Here is a 16,360-nt window from a genome sequence, read left to right on the forward strand (position 1 = left end):
CGCTTTTCAAAAGTGAGCCGCTGTAAAAGCGGAACCCTAAGCAGCCGTTACCGCAGAAACGGATATGTACTCGGTCTGATCCAGCATCTTGGTCGGCCCTATGGTCGCCATCGGGGGCAAGCCCCCTCCCACATTGATCTCCATCGTCCCAACTGGCTTTTTCCAACCGGAACAAGCTGTTACTGTACCGATCATAAAGCCCAAGCCGCCCGGATCGGATCTCTGACTTGAAGCGTCCCCTCCTTCTACTAATAAGTCTGGCCTTGAGCTTTGCGGCGAACGCGACGATTACCGAGAGCCACGGTTACGCGCAGTTCGGCACGCTCAAGTACCCGGCCAAATTCACCCATTACGATTGGGTAAACCCTGCAGCGCCCAAAGGCGGCACACTGCGGGTAATGGCCTTTGGCACGTTCGACACCCTCAACCCCTACACCTTCAAGGGCTCCAGCCCGGTTTCCACCCCCAACTTCCTGCAGTACGGCGTCAACGAGCTCAACGAGCCGCTGATGGTCGGCACCGGCCAGTACGCGCCGTCCGGTGACGAGCCGACTTCCAGCTACGGCCTGATTGCCCAATCGGTGGAATACAGCGAAGACCGCAGCTGGGTGGTGTTCAACCTGCGCCACGAGGCGCGTTTTCACGACGGCACGCCGATTACCGCCGATGACGTGGCATTTTCCTATCGCACCCTGTTGACCGAAGGCCACCCGCAGTACCGTACCAACCTGCAGGAAGTGGCGCGGGTCGATGTGCTCAATCGCCATCGCATCCGCTTTGTATTCAAGCGCGCCGGCAACCCGCTGCTGATCCTGCGCCTGGGCGAGTTGCCCGTGCTGCCCCAGCATTACTGGAAGCATCGCGACTTCAAGGCCACCACCTTCGAACCGCCACTGGGCAGCGGGCCGTATCGCATCAGCAAGGTTACTCCTGGTCGCCAGCTGGTGTTCGAACGGGTCAAGGATTACTGGGGCAAGGACCTGCCGGTCAACCAGGGGTTGTATAACTACAACAAGGTCGAGGTGGAGTTCTACCGCGACAGCGACGTCGCCTTTGAAGCCTTCAAAGCAGGCGAATTCGACATTTATATCGAACACCAGGCCAAGAACTGGACCACCGGCTACAACTTCCCGGCGGTGAATCGCGGTGAGGTCATCAAGGCGCAGATCGCCCACCGGATTCCCACCCAGAGCCAGGGCCTGTTCATCAACAGCCGGCGACCGGCCTTCAGCCAGACCAGGGTGCGCGAAGCCCTGGGGTTGATGTTCGACTTCGAATGGACCAACCGCACCCTGTTCAGCAGCGCCTACAAGCGCGCCTTGAGCTATTACCCCAACAGCGAGTTCTCGGCCACGGGCGTGCCGGTCGGGCACGAGTGGCTGATGCTTTCGCCCTACCGCGAGCAACTGCCGGCCAATCTGTTCACCCAGGCCTTCAGCCTGCCGCAGACCGACGGTCGCGGCATCCCGCGTGAAACCCTGCGTCGTGCCCTGGCCCTGCTTGGCGAGGCCGGGTGGAAGCTGTCCGGCCAACGCCTGCTGAACAGGGACGGGCAACCGCTGCGCCTGGAAATCCTGCTGGTCAATCCGAACCTGGAGCGCATCCTGCAGCCCTATGTCGAGAACCTGATCAGCATCGGCATCGACGCGCGCCTGCGCACCGTTGACCGCGCACAGTACAAGCAGCGCCTGGATCAGTTCGACTTCGACATGGTCCTGGTCACCCTCAACCAGACCCTCAGCCCAGGGCTGGAACAATGGCAGTATTTTCATTCCAGCCAGGCCACCATCAAGGGCAGCAAGAATTACGCGGGCATCGCCAACCCCGTGGTCGATCACCTGCTCGAACAACTGCTCGCGGCACAGACCCGCGAAGAACAACTGGCTGCCGGTCGCGCCCTGGACCGGGTGCTGCTCTGGCAGCACTACAGCATTCCCAACTGGTACCTCAACTATCATCGCCTGGCGTACCGCAATCGGTTCGCCTTTGTCACCACGCCGCCCTACAGCCTGGGCTTGAGCGCGTGGTGGCTGAAAGCTTCGGAGAAAGCCCAATGATGTCCTTGCGCAGTACTGTATTGGCCGGCCTGTTGCTGTGCGGCGCGGCCCAGGCCGCCCCGCAACATGCGTTGACGCTCTATAACGAGCCCCCCAAGTACCCCGCCGACTTCAAGCATTTCGACTACGTGAATCCCGACGCCCCCAAAGGCGGTACCTTCCGCGAATCGGCCATGGGTGGCTTCGACAGTCTCAACCCGTATATCAGCAAGGGCGTGCCCGCGGACAATCTGACGCTGATCTACGACACGCTGGCGATGCAGAGCCTGGACGAGCCCATTACCGAATACGGCCTGGTGGCCGGAAAAATCGAGAAGGCCCCCGACAACAGCTGGGTGCGCTTCTACCTGCGCCCCGAGGCACGCTTCCATGACGGCCACCCGATCCGCGCCGAAGACGTAGTGTTCACCTTCCAGACTCTGATCAAGGACGGCACCCCGCTCTACCGCACCTACTACGCCGACGTGGATGAAGTGGTCGCCGAAGACCCGCTGCGGGTGCTGTTCAAATTCAAGCGCACCAACAACCGCGAGCTGCCACTGATCCTCGGGCAATTGCCGGTGCTGCCCAAGCACTGGTGGGCCAACCGCGACTTTTCCAAAGGCAATCTGGAAATACCGCTGGGCAGTGGCCCGTACAAGGTGGCCGAGGTCAAGGCCGGGCGCATGATTCGCTACGAGCGGGTCAAGGACTACTGGGCCAGGGACCTGCCGGTGGCCAAGGGTTTCTATAACTTCGATAACCGCATCACCGATTATTACCGCGACAGCACGGTGTCCCTGGAAGCCCTGAAAGCCGGGCAGTTCGACTATTGGCTGGAGTTCAGCGCGAAAAACTGGGCCAACGCCTACAACATTCCGGCCGTGACCCAGGGTCGTTTGATCAAGGAAGAAATCCCCAACGGCAACCCCACCGGCATGCAGGGTTTCGTGTTCAACACGCGCAAGCCGATGTTCCAGGACGTGCGGGTACGCAAGGCCATCAGCCTGTTGCTGGATTTCGAATGGAGCAACAAACAGCTGTTCAACGGCGCCTACACGCGCACCCGCAGTTACTTCGAGAACTCGGAAATGGCCGCCACCGGCCTGCCCGGCCCGGATGAACTGGCCATTCTCGAACCGCTGCGCGACAAGATCCCCGCCGAGGTCTTCACCCAGGCGTTCGAACCGCCCAAAACCGACGGCAGCGGCATGATCCGCGCGCAGCAGCGCCAGGCGTACCAGTTGCTGCAGGAAGCCGGCTGGAAGATCGTCGATGACAAGATGGTCGACACCACCGGCAAACCGGTGACCATCGAATTCCTGCTGGCCCAGACCGAGTTCGAGCGCATCCTGTTGCCGTTCAAGCGCAACCTGGCCGACCTGGGTATCGACCTGGTGATTCGCCGGGTCGACGTGTCGCAGTTCATCAACCGCCTGCGCTCAAGGGATTTCGACATGCTGGTCGGCAGCTTTCCGCAATCCACTTCACCGGGTAATGAGCAGCGTGAGTTCTGGAAGTCGTCCAGCGCCGACAAACCGGGCAGCCGCAACTACATGGGGCTCAAGGACCCCGCCGTCGATCAGTTGGTCGAGCAACTGATCGATGCCGACTCGCGCAAAAGCCTGATCGCCCACGCCAGGGCACTGGACCGCGTGCTGCAGTTTGGCTACTACGTGATTCCCAACTGGCACATCAAGACGTTCCGTGTGGCGTACTGGGATCACCTCGGCCACCCGAAAGTCTCGCCGCGCTATGACGTCGGCACCGCCACCTGGTGGGCCAAACCCGACGTCAAACCGGCTGTTCCCCTGGACACTACGCACAGCGCCGAAGCGGCGAGCGGAGGCGATTGAATGCTGGCCTATATTGTTCGTCGCCTGTTGCTGATCATCCCCACGCTGTTCGGGATCCTGCTGATCAACTTCGTCATCATCCAGGCCGCCCCGGGCGGCCCGGTGGAGCAGATGATCGCCAAGCTCGAAGGCTTTGACGGTGCCACCAGCCGCATTGCCGGTGGCGGCGCCGAAGTTTCGGTGGCCGGCTCCAGCAGCTACCGTGGCGCCCAGGGCCTGGACCCGGCGCTGATCAAGGAAATCGAGAAAATGTACGGTTTCGACAAGTCGGCGCCGGAACGCTTGTGGATCATGGTCAAGAACTACGCCCGGCTGGACTTCGGCGACAGCTTCTTCCGTGACGCCAAGGTCATCGACCTGATCAAGGAAAAGATGCCGGTGTCGATTTCCCTCGGGTTGTGGAGCACCCTGATCATGTACCTGGTGTCGATCCCCCTGGGCATCGCCAAGGCCACGCGTCACGGCAGCCACTTCGATGTGTGGACCAGCTCGGCAATCATCGTCGGCTATGCGATCCCGGCGTTCCTGTTCGCCATCCTGCTGATCGTGGTGTTTGCCGGCGGCAGTTACCTGGACTGGTTCCCCTTGCGCGGGCTCACGTCGAACAACTTCGACGAATTGAGTTGGAGCGGCAAAATTCTCGATTACTTCTGGCACCTGGCCCTGCCCGTGACCGCCCTGGTGATCGGCAACTTCGCCACCATGACCCTGCTGACCAAGAACAGCTTTCTCGACGAGATCAACAAACAGTACGTGGTCACCGCCAAGGCCAAGGGCCTGACCAACCACCGCGTGCTCTACGGCCATGTGTTTCGCAACGCGATGCTGCTGGTGATCGCCGGTTTCCCCTCGGCCTTTATCGGTATCTTCTTTACCGGCTCGTTGCTGGTGGAAGTGATCTTCTCCCTCGATGGCCTGGGCCTGATGAGCTTTGAAGCGGCGATCAACCGCGACTATCCGGTGGTGTTCGGTACGCTGTTTATCTTCACCCTGCTGGGGCTGATCGTGAAACTGATCGGCGACCTCACCTACACCCTGGTCGATCCGCGGATCGACTTCGCCAGCCGGGAGCATTGAGATGAACCTGTCCCCCCTCAATCGCCGCCGGTTCGAGCGGTTCAAGGCGAACAAGCGTGGCTGGTGGTCGCTGTGGCTGTTCCTGATCCTGTTCGTGCTGAGCCTGGGCGCCGAGTTGATTGCCAACGACAAGCCGCTGGCCGTGCACTTTGACGGCGACTGGTATTTCCCGGCGCTCAAGCGCTACCCGGAAACCACCTTCGGCGGCGAGTTCCCCCTGGAAGCCAACTACAAGAGCCCGTATATCCAGGAACTGCTCAAGGCCAAGGATGCCTGGACCTTGTGGGCACCGATCCCGTTCAGCTACCAGAGCATCAACTACGACCTGAAAGTGCCGGCCCCCGCGCCGCCGTCGAGCGTCAACCTGCTGGGCACCGATGACCAGGGCCGCGATGTCCTGGCGCGGGTCATCTACGGGTTTCGCGTATCGGTGCTGTTCGCGTTGACGCTGACCGTGCTCAGCTCGATCATCGGCGTGATCGCCGGCGCCCTGCAGGGTTTCTATGGCGGCTGGGTGGACCTCGCCGGGCAACGCTTCCTGGAGATCTGGTCCGGGTTGCCGGTGCTGTACCTGCTGATCATTCTCGCCAGTTTCGTGCAGCCCAACTTCTGGTGGCTGCTGGGCATCATGCTGTTGTTCTCGTGGATGAGCCTGGTGGACGTGGTGCGTGCCGAGTTCCTGCGCGGGCGCAACCTCGAATACGTGCGCGCGGCCCGTGCGCTGGGCATGCAGAACGGCGCGATCATGTTCCGCCATATCCTGCCCAATGCGATGGTCTCGACCATGACGTTCATGCCGTTCATCCTCACCGGCGCCATCGGCACCCTCACCGCCCTGGACTTCCTGGGTTTCGGCCTGCCGGCCGGCTCACCGTCACTGGGCGAACTGGTGGCCCAGGGCAAATCCAACCTGCAGGCGCCGTGGCTGGGCATGAGCGCGTTCGCCGTGCTGGCGATCATGTTGAGCCTGCTGGTGTTTATCGGCGAGTCCGCTCGCGACGCCTTCGACCCGAGGAAATGAGATGAATCAGGACAATCTGATCGAAATCCGCGACCTCAGTGTCGAGTTCGTCACGGGCGAGCATCAGCATCGCGTGGTCAATCACGTCAGCTTCGATATCAAACGCGGCGAAACCCTGGCCCTGGTCGGCGAAAGCGGCTCGGGCAAATCGGTGACGGCGCATTCGATCCTGCGCCTCTTGCCCTACCCTCTGGCGCGGCACCCCTCCGGTACCATCAGCTACGCCGGTCAAGACCTGCTGACGCTCAAGGAAAAGACCCTGCGGCACATTCGCGGCAACCGCATCGCGATGATCTTCCAGGAGCCGATGACCTCGTTGAACCCGCTGCACTGCATCGAGAAACAGATCAACGAAGTGCTCGGCCTGCACAAGGGCCTCACCGGCAAGGTCGCCACCCGGCGCACCCTGGAACTGCTGGAACTGGTGGGCATTCCCGAACCGCACAAACGCCTCAAGGCGCTGCCCCACGAACTCTCCGGCGGCCAGCGCCAGCGCGTGATGATCGCCATGGCCCTGGCCAACGAGCCGGAACTGCTGATTGCCGATGAGCCGACCACGGCCCTCGACGTGACGGTGCAATTGAAAATCCTGGAACTGCTCAAGGAACTGCAGGCGCGCCTGGGCATGGCGTTGCTGTTGATCAGCCACGACCTGAACCTGGTCCGCCGGATCGCTCACCGTGTGTGCGTGATGCAACAGGGCTGCATCGTCGAACAGGCCGACTGCGAGACGCTGTTCCAGGCGCCGCAACACCCTTACACCCAGGAACTGCTGGCGGCCGAGCCCAGTGGCGGGCCGGCCGGCAACGCCGTGGGGCCAACGCTGCTGGAAGTGGACGACCTGAAAGTCTGGTTCCCGATCAAAAAAGGCTTTTTGCGCAACACCGTCGATTACGTCAAGGCCGTGGACGGCATCAACTTCAGCCTGCCCCAGGGGCAGACCCTGGGCATCGTCGGCGAAAGCGGCTCGGGCAAATCCACCTTGGGCCTGGCGATCCTGCGCTTGATTGGCAGCCAGGGCGGGATTCGCTTCGAAGGCCAGCAGCTTGATCGCCTCACCCAGCAACAGGTACGCCCGCTGCGCCGGGAAATGCAGGTGGTGTTCCAGGACCCCTTCGGTAGCCTGAGCCCGCGCATGTGCGTCAGCGAGATCGTCGGCGAAGGGTTGCGCATTCACAAGATGGGCACGCCGGCCGAGCAGGAAGCCGCGATCATCGCCGCGCTCAAGGAGGTCGGCCTGGACCCGCAATCGCGGCATCGCTACCCCCATGAGTTTTCCGGTGGCCAGCGCCAGCGCATCGCCATTGCCCGCGCCCTGGTGCTCAAGCCGCGCCTGATCCTGCTGGACGAACCGACGTCGGCGCTGGACCGTACGGTGCAACGCCAGGTGGTGGAACTGCTGCGCAGCTTGCAGGCCAAGTACAACCTGACCTACCTGTTCATCAGCCATGACCTGGCGGTGGTCAAGGCGCTGACTCATCAGTTGATGGTGGTCAAGCAGGGCCAGGTGGTGGAGCAAGGGGATGCCGCGACGATTTTCGCCAACCCGCAACATGCCTATACTCGGCAATTGCTGGAAGCGGCCTTTCTGGTGCCCGCATAACAGGCAGGAGCCCTCGCCATGTCGTTGAACAGCCCCGCTCACCCTGCGCACTCGCCGCGTTTCTGGCGCGACGAGCGTCTGCCGTTCATCGAGGCGCGCACCATTGCCGATGGGCGCAAGGTCACCTACACCCGCCACGCCCATGAGCATTTTTCCATTGGCGCTATCACCGCCGGGCGCAGCTATTACCACTATGGCGAACAGACCTTCGTGATCAGCGCCGGCACCGTGGTGTTGATGAACCCCGGCGACGTGCATGCGTGCAATCCCATCGAAAACGAGCATTGGTCCTACCATATGCTCTACCTCGACACGCCCTGGCTGACCGACCTGCAGCATCAGTTGGGTTTCAGCACCGACCAGGGTTACCGTGCGTTCAACACGCCCCATACGCGGGACACCGCGTTGTACAACGGCTTGCTGGCGCTGTACCGGCTGTTGGTGGATGAACGGGCCGAACTGCTGCACAAGCAGAGCGCGCTGGTGGGCTACTTCAGCGAAGTGCAGCAACGCCTGAACCCTTCCCTCACCCCCATGCGCGAGGTCAATCACAAGCTGGAGCGGGCCGCCGACTACATCCGTGAACACTGTACCGAGGCCTTGAAGCTCGAGGACATTTGCCTCGCGGCCGAGCTGTCGCCGTCCTACCTGATCCGCGCCTTCAAGCACTATTACGGGCTGACGCCCCATGCGTTCCTGGTCAACCACCGCATCCAGTTCGCCCGCACTCAACTGCGCAATGGCGCGCTGATCGCCGATGTCGCCCTGGCCGCAGGCTTTGCCGACCAGGCGCATTTCCAGCGTGCGTTCAAGCAGCATTTCGCCGCCACGCCCGGGCAATACCGCGAAACGCTCAAGCCATCAGCAAATAACCCACACTGGCCACCAGCAACGCGGCCATGGAGCGGTTGAAGACTCTGACCCCCTTGGGATTGTGCAGGTAGCGCCGCAGAAAGGTTCCGGCGTAGGCCCAGCACGCCACCGACAGGTAGCAGATCACCAGATAGAGGCTGGCAAACAGCCAGACTTGCCTGGCCTCGCCGTCCGCCGCAAACAACCCCATCCCCGCCACACAGGCCAGCCAGGCTTTGGGGTTGAGCCACTGCATGATCGCGCCATACAGCATCGAGGGCGCAGTGGCGGCGCCATCGGCGTGCAACTGCCCATCATCCACGGCAAGCTTCCAGGCCATGTACAACAAGAATGCCACCCCGCCCCACTGGATCAGTTGGGTCAGGATCGGCCAGCGCAGCAGCACTTCGTGCAAGCCCAGGCCGATCAACACCAGCAGCAATGTGAAGCCGACAGCCGCGCCAAGCACGTGCTTCTGGCTCGCGGCAAACCCGAAGCGCGCGCCGGCACTCAAGGCGACCACATTGACCGGTCCCGGCGTGATGGACGTGGCCAGGGCGAAGGCGGCCATGGAAAGAGTCAAGCTCATTACAGTTCCTTATGTGATGCCAAACGAAGTCGGGTTCACGATAAGGGGACAGACGTTCAGCGTATTGAACAAAATGACCTTTTGCCTCGTAGCATCGCGCCCTCGGCGACAGTGACATGAAATTAACGCACCAGACATCTCGCACCTTTTCAGGTTACGGAAGATACTGTGCGTCGAACCGATTGGGAATGACTGAATGAGAAACGACACCCGGCTTTCGCGCATGCTGCACGTATTGATCCATATGGGACGCCATGAAGAACGAGCCACGTCGCAGACCATTGCCCGGATGCTGGGCACTAACCCTGTGGTGGTGCGGCGCACGCTCGGCCTGCTCAAGGAAAAGGGCTACGTATGCTCGGAAAAGGGTCACCAGGGGGGTTGGACCCTGGGCAAGCCCTTGAGTGAAATCACCTTGCTGGAGATTCACAATGCCCTGGGTACGCCGTCGATCTTTGCCATCGGCCTGTCCACCGATCACCCCCAATGCCTGGTCGAACAGGCCGTCAACGCGGCATTGACGGACGCCTTCGCCCGGGCCCAGGCCGTGCTTTTGAAGCGCCTGGGCGACGTGACCCTTGCGCAGTTGGCAGACGATTTCGATGAGCGCTATCGGGTGGCGATGCAGCCATGAAAAACGCCGCAGCCCTTGATCTGGCTCAACACTGCTCAGCGCTGGGCGGGGATGCGGATATCGCCATCCCGGCACTGGCTTTTCACACTGCGTGGGCAGCCGGCGAAGGCCAGGTCCTTGGTCAGGCATACCCGCACCTCAGACAACACCTTGCCTTTGCAGATGACGGCCATGCCGTGGTTGCCCATGCGCGGGTTGCTGTCGCGAAACAATGCCTCGATCTCGCCGGACGACAACGACGGTGGCGTGTTGAACGGCTGCAGTTGTTGCGGAATGACCACCGCGCCCAACGCCGTGTCGGACTTTTCCAAATACTCCATCGGCTCAAGCCCGCTGCAGGTCCCATGTTTGGCCCATTCGTGCTTGAGCAACGCACGCGAAGGGAACAGCGTGGCGCCTTTTTCCAGCGCTTCATCGCTCAACCGCGATTGCGTCGCGCAGGACGCCGGCCACCCGCCTTTGGCATATTGCGGCCACAGTCCATGCAGTACAAAGCCGTAGCCTTTGCCCGAACATTGCTCATTGTTCGGGTGCGTCAGGCAAAACGTCGGCGACCATGACAGCGACAACACATAAAAATCAAATTCCCCCGCCTGCTCCTGACTGCGCGGCGCCGCCGTCGCGCCAGTCACGATCAACAGCCACAACAGCATCCAGTATTTCATCGCGATATCCTTCCAAAAAAATGAAGCATCACGCTATCGCGATGACTAAGGGTGTTGGGAGTAACGTTGTAGCACCTTGTCCAGGATGCGATCAGTCTTCAACGCCTCGATCGCCAGCGAAGGGTGTTTGGCATCGCCCCGGATATGGGCATTCATCGCCAGGACGTGGTGCCATTGGATATGCGCATGGCACGGCACCTCCAGCACCTCGTCGGTCTCCCCTTCGAGGCGCAGCGGCTGGTCTTCGAATACCGCAAACGTGATGCGCCCACGGCTGCCGATCAGCTCGACCCGGTCTTCGCGGCGGTCAGCGACAAAGTTCCAGCAGCCCATGCCCAATGCGCCACTGGCGAAGGTCCAGCAGGCCGTCACTGCGTCCTCCGCCGCATAGCGTCCGGCCTGCCGCGCGGTAAAGCCCGAGACTTCGACGATATCGCCCGCCAGGTACTGGAACAGGTCAAAGCCGTGGCTGGCCAGGTCGGCAAAGTAACCACCGCCGGCAATCGCAGGATCCGTGCGCCAGTTGGCCGGGTGGGTGTCTGCCGGCGCTGCGGGCTTGCACAGGGTCCAGATCAGGTGGCGCAACTCGCCGATACGGCCTTCCTGCAACCAGGTGCGCACCTGCTGGAAGCGCGGCAATGAGCGCCGATAGTAGGAGACGAACAGATGCAGCCCGGCGCGCTCGAAGGTGCGCTGCATCAGCGCACTCTGTTCGGCGTTCAACGCCATGGGTTTTTCGACGCAGCAGTGCTTGCCCGCCGCCGCCACCATCAAGCTGTATTCAAGGTGGCTGTCGGGTGGCGTGGCGATGTACACCGCGTCCACCTCGGGATCGTCGATCAGGGCTTGGGCATCGGTGTAGAAGCGTGCAATGCCATGGCGTGTCGCATAATCGCGCACGGCTTCCTCACGGCGTCCCATCACGGCCACCAGGGCCGAACCTGGCGCTTTGTAGAAAGCCGGTCCACTCTTCAATTCGGTCACACTGCCACAGCCGATCATGCCCCAACGTACGGTGCTCATCTGCTCTCCTCGTTCGTTTAAGTCAGTCGGGCAGTATCCACATACACGGCCCGGCGCGCCATAACCACTTAGAATGACAATTGCATTACACTTTTATGACAAACATCCCGTAGCAGGTATAAACGATGAAAATACGGGCCACCGTCATCTGCGAACACGAAGGGCACATCCTCTTCGTGCGCAAGGCAAGATCGAAATGGGCATTGCCGGGCGGCAAGGTAGAGCGTGGTGAACGCCCGGTAGGCGCGGCGCAACGCGAGCTGGAAGAAGAGACGGGGTTGAACGTGGACGGCTTGCTGTACCTGCAGGAGCTCAAGGCCCGCGACACCGTGCATCATGTGTTTGAAGCGTCGGTAGTGAATATCGACGAGGCACGGCCGTGCAACGAAATCGTCGAATGCCAGTGGTACGCCTACGACACCCTCGACGAATTGGACACTACCGACGCCACCCGACACATCGTCAAGTCCTTTCTGCGCCGCCTCTGATACGGCGCTCTGCCGGGCGAGTTGTGTCGGCACTGGGCTGCGAAGATCAAATTCCAGGCAAAAAAAATCCCAAGTAGCTGATGGAAACTTGGGATTTAAAAATGCATAAACCGTGGGAGGTGAACGCCCGGCTATAGTAGCGACTGCAAAATCGGCTCACAAGATTATTTTATTCCTTTCGTCGGATTAAACCGTTGTAAGTCATTCAATAACCACATGTTTTTTAAGGTGAGAGGCCTGTTTGTGCCACTTTTTGGTGCAAGTTAGCGAGCGATACCGAACTTAATCCATTGTATAAATAAGGTTATTACTTATTCCACTTTTACGCGGTTTAAAAACTCTACGTTCAATTGCCCGCATGCCTGGCCAAGTTCGACATGGGTTGAGGCGTTCGCACCGGCGACCCGCTTCAAATGAACGCACAAGGCCAACTGCTCGGCGGCGGCTTCACGCTGGCGGTCCGCCTCGGCATTGAGTTGTACAAAATAGAACCCCAGCAGCGCCGCAACCCCCAGCACGCCCACCACGAAGTTGCGCAAGCTGTTGGCTGACTGGGAGACCGAAGCGCTCATGAGTCAGCGCGCCCTGCGCTTTTTGAAGCGAACGTCGGCATCGTCAGCCATCTGTTCGACACTCAGGTGGTTTTGCACCACAGACGTACGGATTGTAATGAGCGTGTCGACGTCATCGACGGTCGCCGCTCGAATAAGCACATGCATACACGCCTCCCGATCAAGGAGGTGATTGTATGCAAATACTTACACGGCATTTGTCGTGGATTTGTAAACCGCTGCGCAGGAACCTGCGACAGGCGCTTATTTGCGCGCCACTTTATAGCGCAGGCAATCCTGGTAGAAACTCTGGCGAATCGCCTCGGGCTTGAGCCGTGAGCGGCTGTCATAGGTCTGCTCGGTAATGCCCATGGCCATCATGCGCATCCACGATTTGTTGAACTTGAGGGTCTGGATCTTCTGCCGCGCGGCGTACAGCGACACCCCCGAGAGCTTCAATTCCTGGGCCCTGGCGGCTGTGCCCGCGCCCCAGCTGCACATATATTTGTCGCCCTCGCGCAGCTCTCGTGCCTGCACGGCTGCCGCGCCGCCGGCCAGTGAACAAGCAACCAGCATGATTCCCACAGTGCGCATTGGCTTCCTCACCTAACCACCTGAAATAAAAGCGATTCTGGCGAGAATTTTGTTACAGAGGGGCCATCAGATTGCCTTATCTCAGGCCCATGCCACTACCAACAGGCCAGCGCCCAGCACCAGGCACAGCGGCGAATAAAAATAGGTGTCCAGCCTGGCGAACCTTGAGCCCACCACCTTTTTGAAGAACCCCACCAACTCCGAATCGCCGATCGCCCTGGCAAACATCACCACGGCAATCGCGCTGATCCCCCATTGCAGCGCCCCATGGGACACCGGCGAAAAATACAGTCCGGCGCGCAGGCAGACCAACAGCGCAATCGCCACCAATCCCATTGCCACCAGGAATGTACCCAGCGTCGAGGGCTTGAAAGCCGGTCTTGGCCCGCCGGCGAATTCGCCGGGTAATTGCGGTATGGCGGCCAGGCTGCCGAATTTTCCGCCGGCGGCCCAGTACAAATGCACCATGCTGATGCAGGTGAAAATCCCGACGATCCAGCGCGCAACGACGAAGCTCATGGCGGGCGTCCCCAGAAATGGTGGGAATGAGCATAGACGCCCTGATATTTTTTGCAGGTATTTCGTCGGCAGCTGATGTTAAAGTGCCGCCCCATGAAACTTGCCCGAACCGACCGCTCGCTCATTGCCTGGATGCTGTATGGCTGCGTCCTGTTCAATGTGTTCGCCTGCAGCATCGGGCACGGGCAAATGGTCGGGATGCAGCTCAACGGCATCAGCGGTCAGTTCTGTACGGTCGACCCGCGCACCCAGGCGCCCGTGCAATCAAACTCTACCGATGAGAGCCTGCCAACACTGTCCAAGGCGTTCGGTTGCCCCCTGTGCTCCACCGGCGGCATGGGCCCTGCGCTCAGCAGTCACCTGAATGTAGCGGTGTTGCCACAGCCGCACGCCCCGCCTGCGGCCGTGGTACTTGCCGCCGACATCCCCGCCCGTCTCACCTGGCCCACGGCCCACCCGCGCGCGCCGCCCGCCTTCGCCTGATCCCTGCGCTGTCCCTCTGCACTGCCCCTGTTTCCATGCGGAAATACGCGCGGTCGTGTGTTGTTTTCACGCCAAGTTTTCAGGATTCAACCATGAAACATTTACCCTTGCTGGCGGGCCTGTGCGGCTGCCTGCCTGTTTGCGCCCCAGCCCTTGAGCTGGCCCCGACCACCATTGAAGGCGAGCAAACCGTCGATCCCGGCCTGGCCCTGGATCAACCCAGCGGCATGGCGTCGCGGCTGGGATTGAGCATGCGTGAAGCCCCGGCGTCGGTGGCCATTGCCACGCGCAACGACATCGAGCGCCATGGCGCCAAGACCTTTCGCGATGCAGCCAATACCCTGCCCGGCGTCAACGCCAGCGCGCCACCGGGCTTTGGCGGGTTCGTCTCATACCGCGGGTTCACCAGCAGCCAGATCACCCAGATGTTCAACGGTATCAACGTCGCCACCGGCCTCGCGCGGCCGGTGGATGCGTGGATCTACGACCGTGTCGAACTGGTCGGCGGTCCCTCCTCCCTGATCAATGGCGCAGGCTCCGTAGGCGGTTCGCTGAACTACGTGACCAGGCTGGCCAGCCGTGAGGAACACGCCGTCGAAGGCCAGTTGACCTATGGCAGCCATGACACCGCCGGCCTGGCGTTGGGCCTGAACCATGCGCTCACCGAGCCCGGCGCCGAGGTGCAGCATTACGCACGCCTGGATGTGAGCCGCAACACCCAGCACAGCTACATCGACCGCGACCAGCGCGAGGCCTGGAGCGTGGCGTTTTCCCTGCTCAGCGACCTGACCCCGGACCTGTCCCACACCCTGGCGCTGGAATATCAGGACGAGCACGAAGACAGCCCCTACTGGGGCACTCCCGTGCTCAACCCCAAGGCCGGCGAGCTGAAGATCGATCGGCACAACCGCTTCAACAACTACAACGTCGCGGACGGTCGCTATGAGCAGCGCACACGCTGGGCACGCTCGATCATTGACTACCGGATCAACGACAGCACCACCCTGAAAAACACCCTCTACCACCTCGACAGCCAGCGCGATTACCGCAACCTGGAAACCTACCAGTACAACGCCGACAACAGCGCGGTGAACCGCTCCACTGCCTATCAGGTGCGGCATCAGGGTGAGCAGAACGGCAACCAGTTCGAGCTGCGCCATGAGGACGCCGTCTTCGGCCTGGCCACCACCTGGTCCGCAGGCTTCGAATACAAGGTCAACAGCACCACCAACAGCCCGTTGAACGTGCCGGGCAACAGCACCGTCGAGCCGAACGGCTATCAGCCCGGCCATTTCTACGACATACCGGGCACCCGACCCGGTTTTGTCAAAGACAAGACCAGTGCAGTGACTACAAAAGCGCTGTTCGTGGAAAACCGCCTGGGCTTGACCGACACCTTGTCGCTGCTCACCGGCCTGCGCTACGACGCCATCGACCTGGACGTGACCAACCACAGGACGGTGACAGCCGCCAACCCCAGGCACCTCCAGCGCAGTTGGGAACCGGTGACCGGGCGCGTGGGTTTGACCTACCAGTTCATGCCCTCCGCCAACGTCTACGTGCAATACAGCACCGCCGCCGAACAGCCGAGCACCACGACTCAGGTGTTCGACGTATCGACCGGCAAGCAATGGGAAATAGGCAGCAAGTTCGACTACCTCGAAGGCCGTGGCGCCGCCACGCTTGCCGTGTACAGGATCGAGCGCAAGGACTTTGCGGTAACCGACCCACTGGACCCCACCCGCAGCATTCCCGTGGGTGCGCAGTCATCCAGGGGCATCGAACTGGCCAGTTCGCTGCGCATCACCCCCCGATTGCTGGCTGAAGGCAACATCGCGTGGGTCGACGCGCAATACGACGACTTCAACGAGAAAACCGCCAGCGGCTCCGTGGTGTCGCGTCAAGGCAATACACCGACCAACGTGCCCAAGCGCGTGGGCAATCTATGGCTGACCTATGACTTTTCAGAAAATTGGCAAGGCGGCGTCGACGCGCGCCATGTCGCCCAGGTGTATGCCGACAATGCCAACACCCAGACGGTACCGGCCTACACGCTGTTTGGCAGTTTTCTGCGCTATAAAGTGGACACACATACCTCGATAACCGGCCGGGTGCGCAACCTGACCAATGAGGTGTATGCCGAATTCGCCCACGTATCACCGGCGTATTACCTCGGCTCACCGCGAACGTTCGAGGTGGCTGTACAAACCCGATTCTAACGCTGGAATACAAACAATGTGGGAGGGGGCTTGCCCCCGATGGCGGTGGGTCAGAGACAACAGAGCTGGCTGACCCACCGCATCGGGGGCAAGCCCCCTCCCACATTTGGATCGCGGATCGACACACGATACCGGTCGGCTCTAAGGCCG

General features: G+C 61.0%; 16 protein-coding genes and 1 pseudogene. 10 read left to right on the forward strand and 7 right to left on the reverse strand.

Going from position 1 to position 16,360, the window contains the following annotated elements; all coding sequences use genetic code 11:
- Positions 1 to 227 precede the first annotated feature (227 nt).
- Genes BFP90_RS14090 through BFP90_RS14115 form a run of 6 tightly spaced genes read left to right on the forward strand, consistent with a single transcriptional unit; the run spans position 228 to position 8,505 of the window.
- A complete protein-coding gene (locus tag BFP90_RS14090; RefSeq protein WP_065897058.1) occupies positions 228 to 2,057 on the forward strand; it encodes an extracellular solute-binding protein in 1,830 nt (609 codons plus the stop codon).
- Positions 2,054 to 3,892, forward strand: a complete 1,839-nt coding sequence (locus tag BFP90_RS14095; RefSeq protein ID WP_065897060.1) for an extracellular solute-binding protein — start codon at positions 2,054 to 2,056, stop codon at positions 3,890 to 3,892. The genes BFP90_RS14090 and BFP90_RS14095 overlap by 4 nt, the downstream gene beginning before the upstream one ends.
- Positions 3,893 to 4,969, forward strand: a complete 1,077-nt coding sequence (locus tag BFP90_RS14100) for a microcin C ABC transporter permease YejB (RefSeq protein WP_065895361.1) — start codon at positions 3,893 to 3,895, stop codon at positions 4,967 to 4,969.
- Position 4,970: 1 nt separating this feature from the next.
- Entirely contained in the window at positions 4,971 to 5,990 is a 1,020-nt protein-coding gene (locus BFP90_RS14105; protein WP_017738565.1) for an ABC transporter permease, read from the forward strand.
- Between the two features lies 1 nt (position 5,991).
- Complete coding sequence (locus BFP90_RS14110; RefSeq protein WP_065897062.1) at positions 5,992 to 7,593, forward strand: ABC transporter ATP-binding protein; 1,602 nt, start codon at positions 5,992 to 5,994, stop codon at positions 7,591 to 7,593.
- Between the two features lie 18 nt (positions 7,594 to 7,611).
- Entirely contained in the window at positions 7,612 to 8,505 is an 894-nt protein-coding gene (locus BFP90_RS14115; protein ID WP_065885242.1) for an AraC family transcriptional regulator, read from the forward strand.
- On the opposite strand, the gene BFP90_RS14120 is transcribed toward BFP90_RS14115, so the two are convergent.
- A complete protein-coding gene (locus BFP90_RS14120) occupies positions 8,447 to 9,034 on the reverse strand; it encodes a LysE family translocator (protein WP_065885241.1) in 588 nt (195 codons plus the stop codon). The genes BFP90_RS14115 and BFP90_RS14120 overlap by 59 nt on opposite strands.
- 196 nt (positions 9,035 to 9,230) lie before the next feature.
- On the opposite strand from BFP90_RS14120, the gene BFP90_RS14125 reads away from it, so the two are divergent.
- Entirely contained in the window at positions 9,231 to 9,668 is a 438-nt protein-coding gene (locus BFP90_RS14125; RefSeq protein ID WP_065897064.1) for an Rrf2 family transcriptional regulator, read from the forward strand.
- Positions 9,669 to 9,703: 35 nt separating this feature from the next.
- On the opposite strand, the gene BFP90_RS14130 is transcribed toward BFP90_RS14125, so the two are convergent.
- Together BFP90_RS14130 and BFP90_RS14135 are read right to left on the reverse strand one after the other, a co-directional pair.
- On the reverse strand, positions 9,704 to 10,333 hold the full coding sequence (locus BFP90_RS14130) for a ribonuclease T2 family protein (protein WP_065897066.1): 630 nt from the start codon (positions 10,331 to 10,333) through the stop codon (positions 9,704 to 9,706).
- A 45-nt stretch (positions 10,334 to 10,378) separates the two neighbouring features.
- Positions 10,379 to 11,356, reverse strand: coding sequence for a Gfo/Idh/MocA family protein (locus BFP90_RS14135; protein WP_065897068.1), 978 nt, complete (start codon positions 11,354 to 11,356; stop codon positions 10,379 to 10,381).
- 125 nt (positions 11,357 to 11,481) lie between these two features.
- On the opposite strand from BFP90_RS14135, the gene BFP90_RS14140 reads away from it, so the two are divergent.
- Entirely contained in the window at positions 11,482 to 11,844 is a 363-nt protein-coding gene (locus BFP90_RS14140; RefSeq protein WP_065897070.1) for an NUDIX hydrolase, read from the forward strand.
- A gap of 311 nt (positions 11,845 to 12,155) precedes the next feature.
- Here the strand turns inward: BFP90_RS14140 and BFP90_RS14145 are convergent, their stop codons facing one another.
- The 4 genes and pseudogenes from BFP90_RS14145 to BFP90_RS14155 all read right to left on the reverse strand — a co-directional run bounded on the left by BFP90_RS14145 (position 12,156) and on the right by BFP90_RS14155 (position 13,508).
- Positions 12,156 to 12,416: a hypothetical protein gene (locus tag BFP90_RS14145; RefSeq protein ID WP_065897072.1), complete on the reverse strand. Its 261-nt coding sequence runs from the start codon at positions 12,414 to 12,416 to the stop codon at positions 12,156 to 12,158.
- A 42-nt stretch (positions 12,417 to 12,458) separates the two neighbouring features.
- Positions 12,459 to 12,563, reverse strand: a pseudogene (locus tag BFP90_RS27425) (GNAT family N-acetyltransferase); the annotation flags it as partial.
- Positions 12,564 to 12,659: 96 nt separating this feature from the next.
- Positions 12,660 to 12,989, reverse strand: coding sequence for a hypothetical protein (locus BFP90_RS14150; protein ID WP_065895349.1), 330 nt, complete (start codon positions 12,987 to 12,989; stop codon positions 12,660 to 12,662).
- Positions 12,990 to 13,070: 81 nt separating this feature from the next.
- Positions 13,071 to 13,508: a DUF3995 domain-containing protein gene (locus BFP90_RS14155; protein ID WP_065885234.1), complete on the reverse strand. Its 438-nt coding sequence runs from the start codon at positions 13,506 to 13,508 to the stop codon at positions 13,071 to 13,073.
- 93 nt (positions 13,509 to 13,601) lie between these two features.
- Here BFP90_RS14155 and BFP90_RS14160 point away from each other — a divergent pair, with 93 nt between their 5' ends.
- Both BFP90_RS14160 and BFP90_RS14165 read left to right on the forward strand, forming a co-directional pair.
- Positions 13,602 to 13,991: a DUF2946 domain-containing protein gene (locus BFP90_RS14160; RefSeq protein ID WP_065895348.1), complete on the forward strand. Its 390-nt coding sequence runs from the start codon at positions 13,602 to 13,604 to the stop codon at positions 13,989 to 13,991.
- Between the two features lie 92 nt (positions 13,992 to 14,083).
- Positions 14,084 to 16,210 carry a TonB-dependent receptor gene (locus BFP90_RS14165; RefSeq protein WP_065897074.1) on the forward strand — a complete coding sequence of 709 codons (2,127 nt, stop codon included), beginning with the start codon at positions 14,084 to 14,086 and terminating at the stop codon, positions 16,208 to 16,210.
- Positions 16,211 to 16,360 lie beyond the last annotated feature (150 nt).

This window comes from Pseudomonas sp. 24 E 13 (genome assembly GCF_900004715.1).
GTDB classification, from domain to species: Bacteria; Pseudomonadota; Gammaproteobacteria; order Pseudomonadales; family Pseudomonadaceae; genus Aquipseudomonas; species Aquipseudomonas orientalis_A.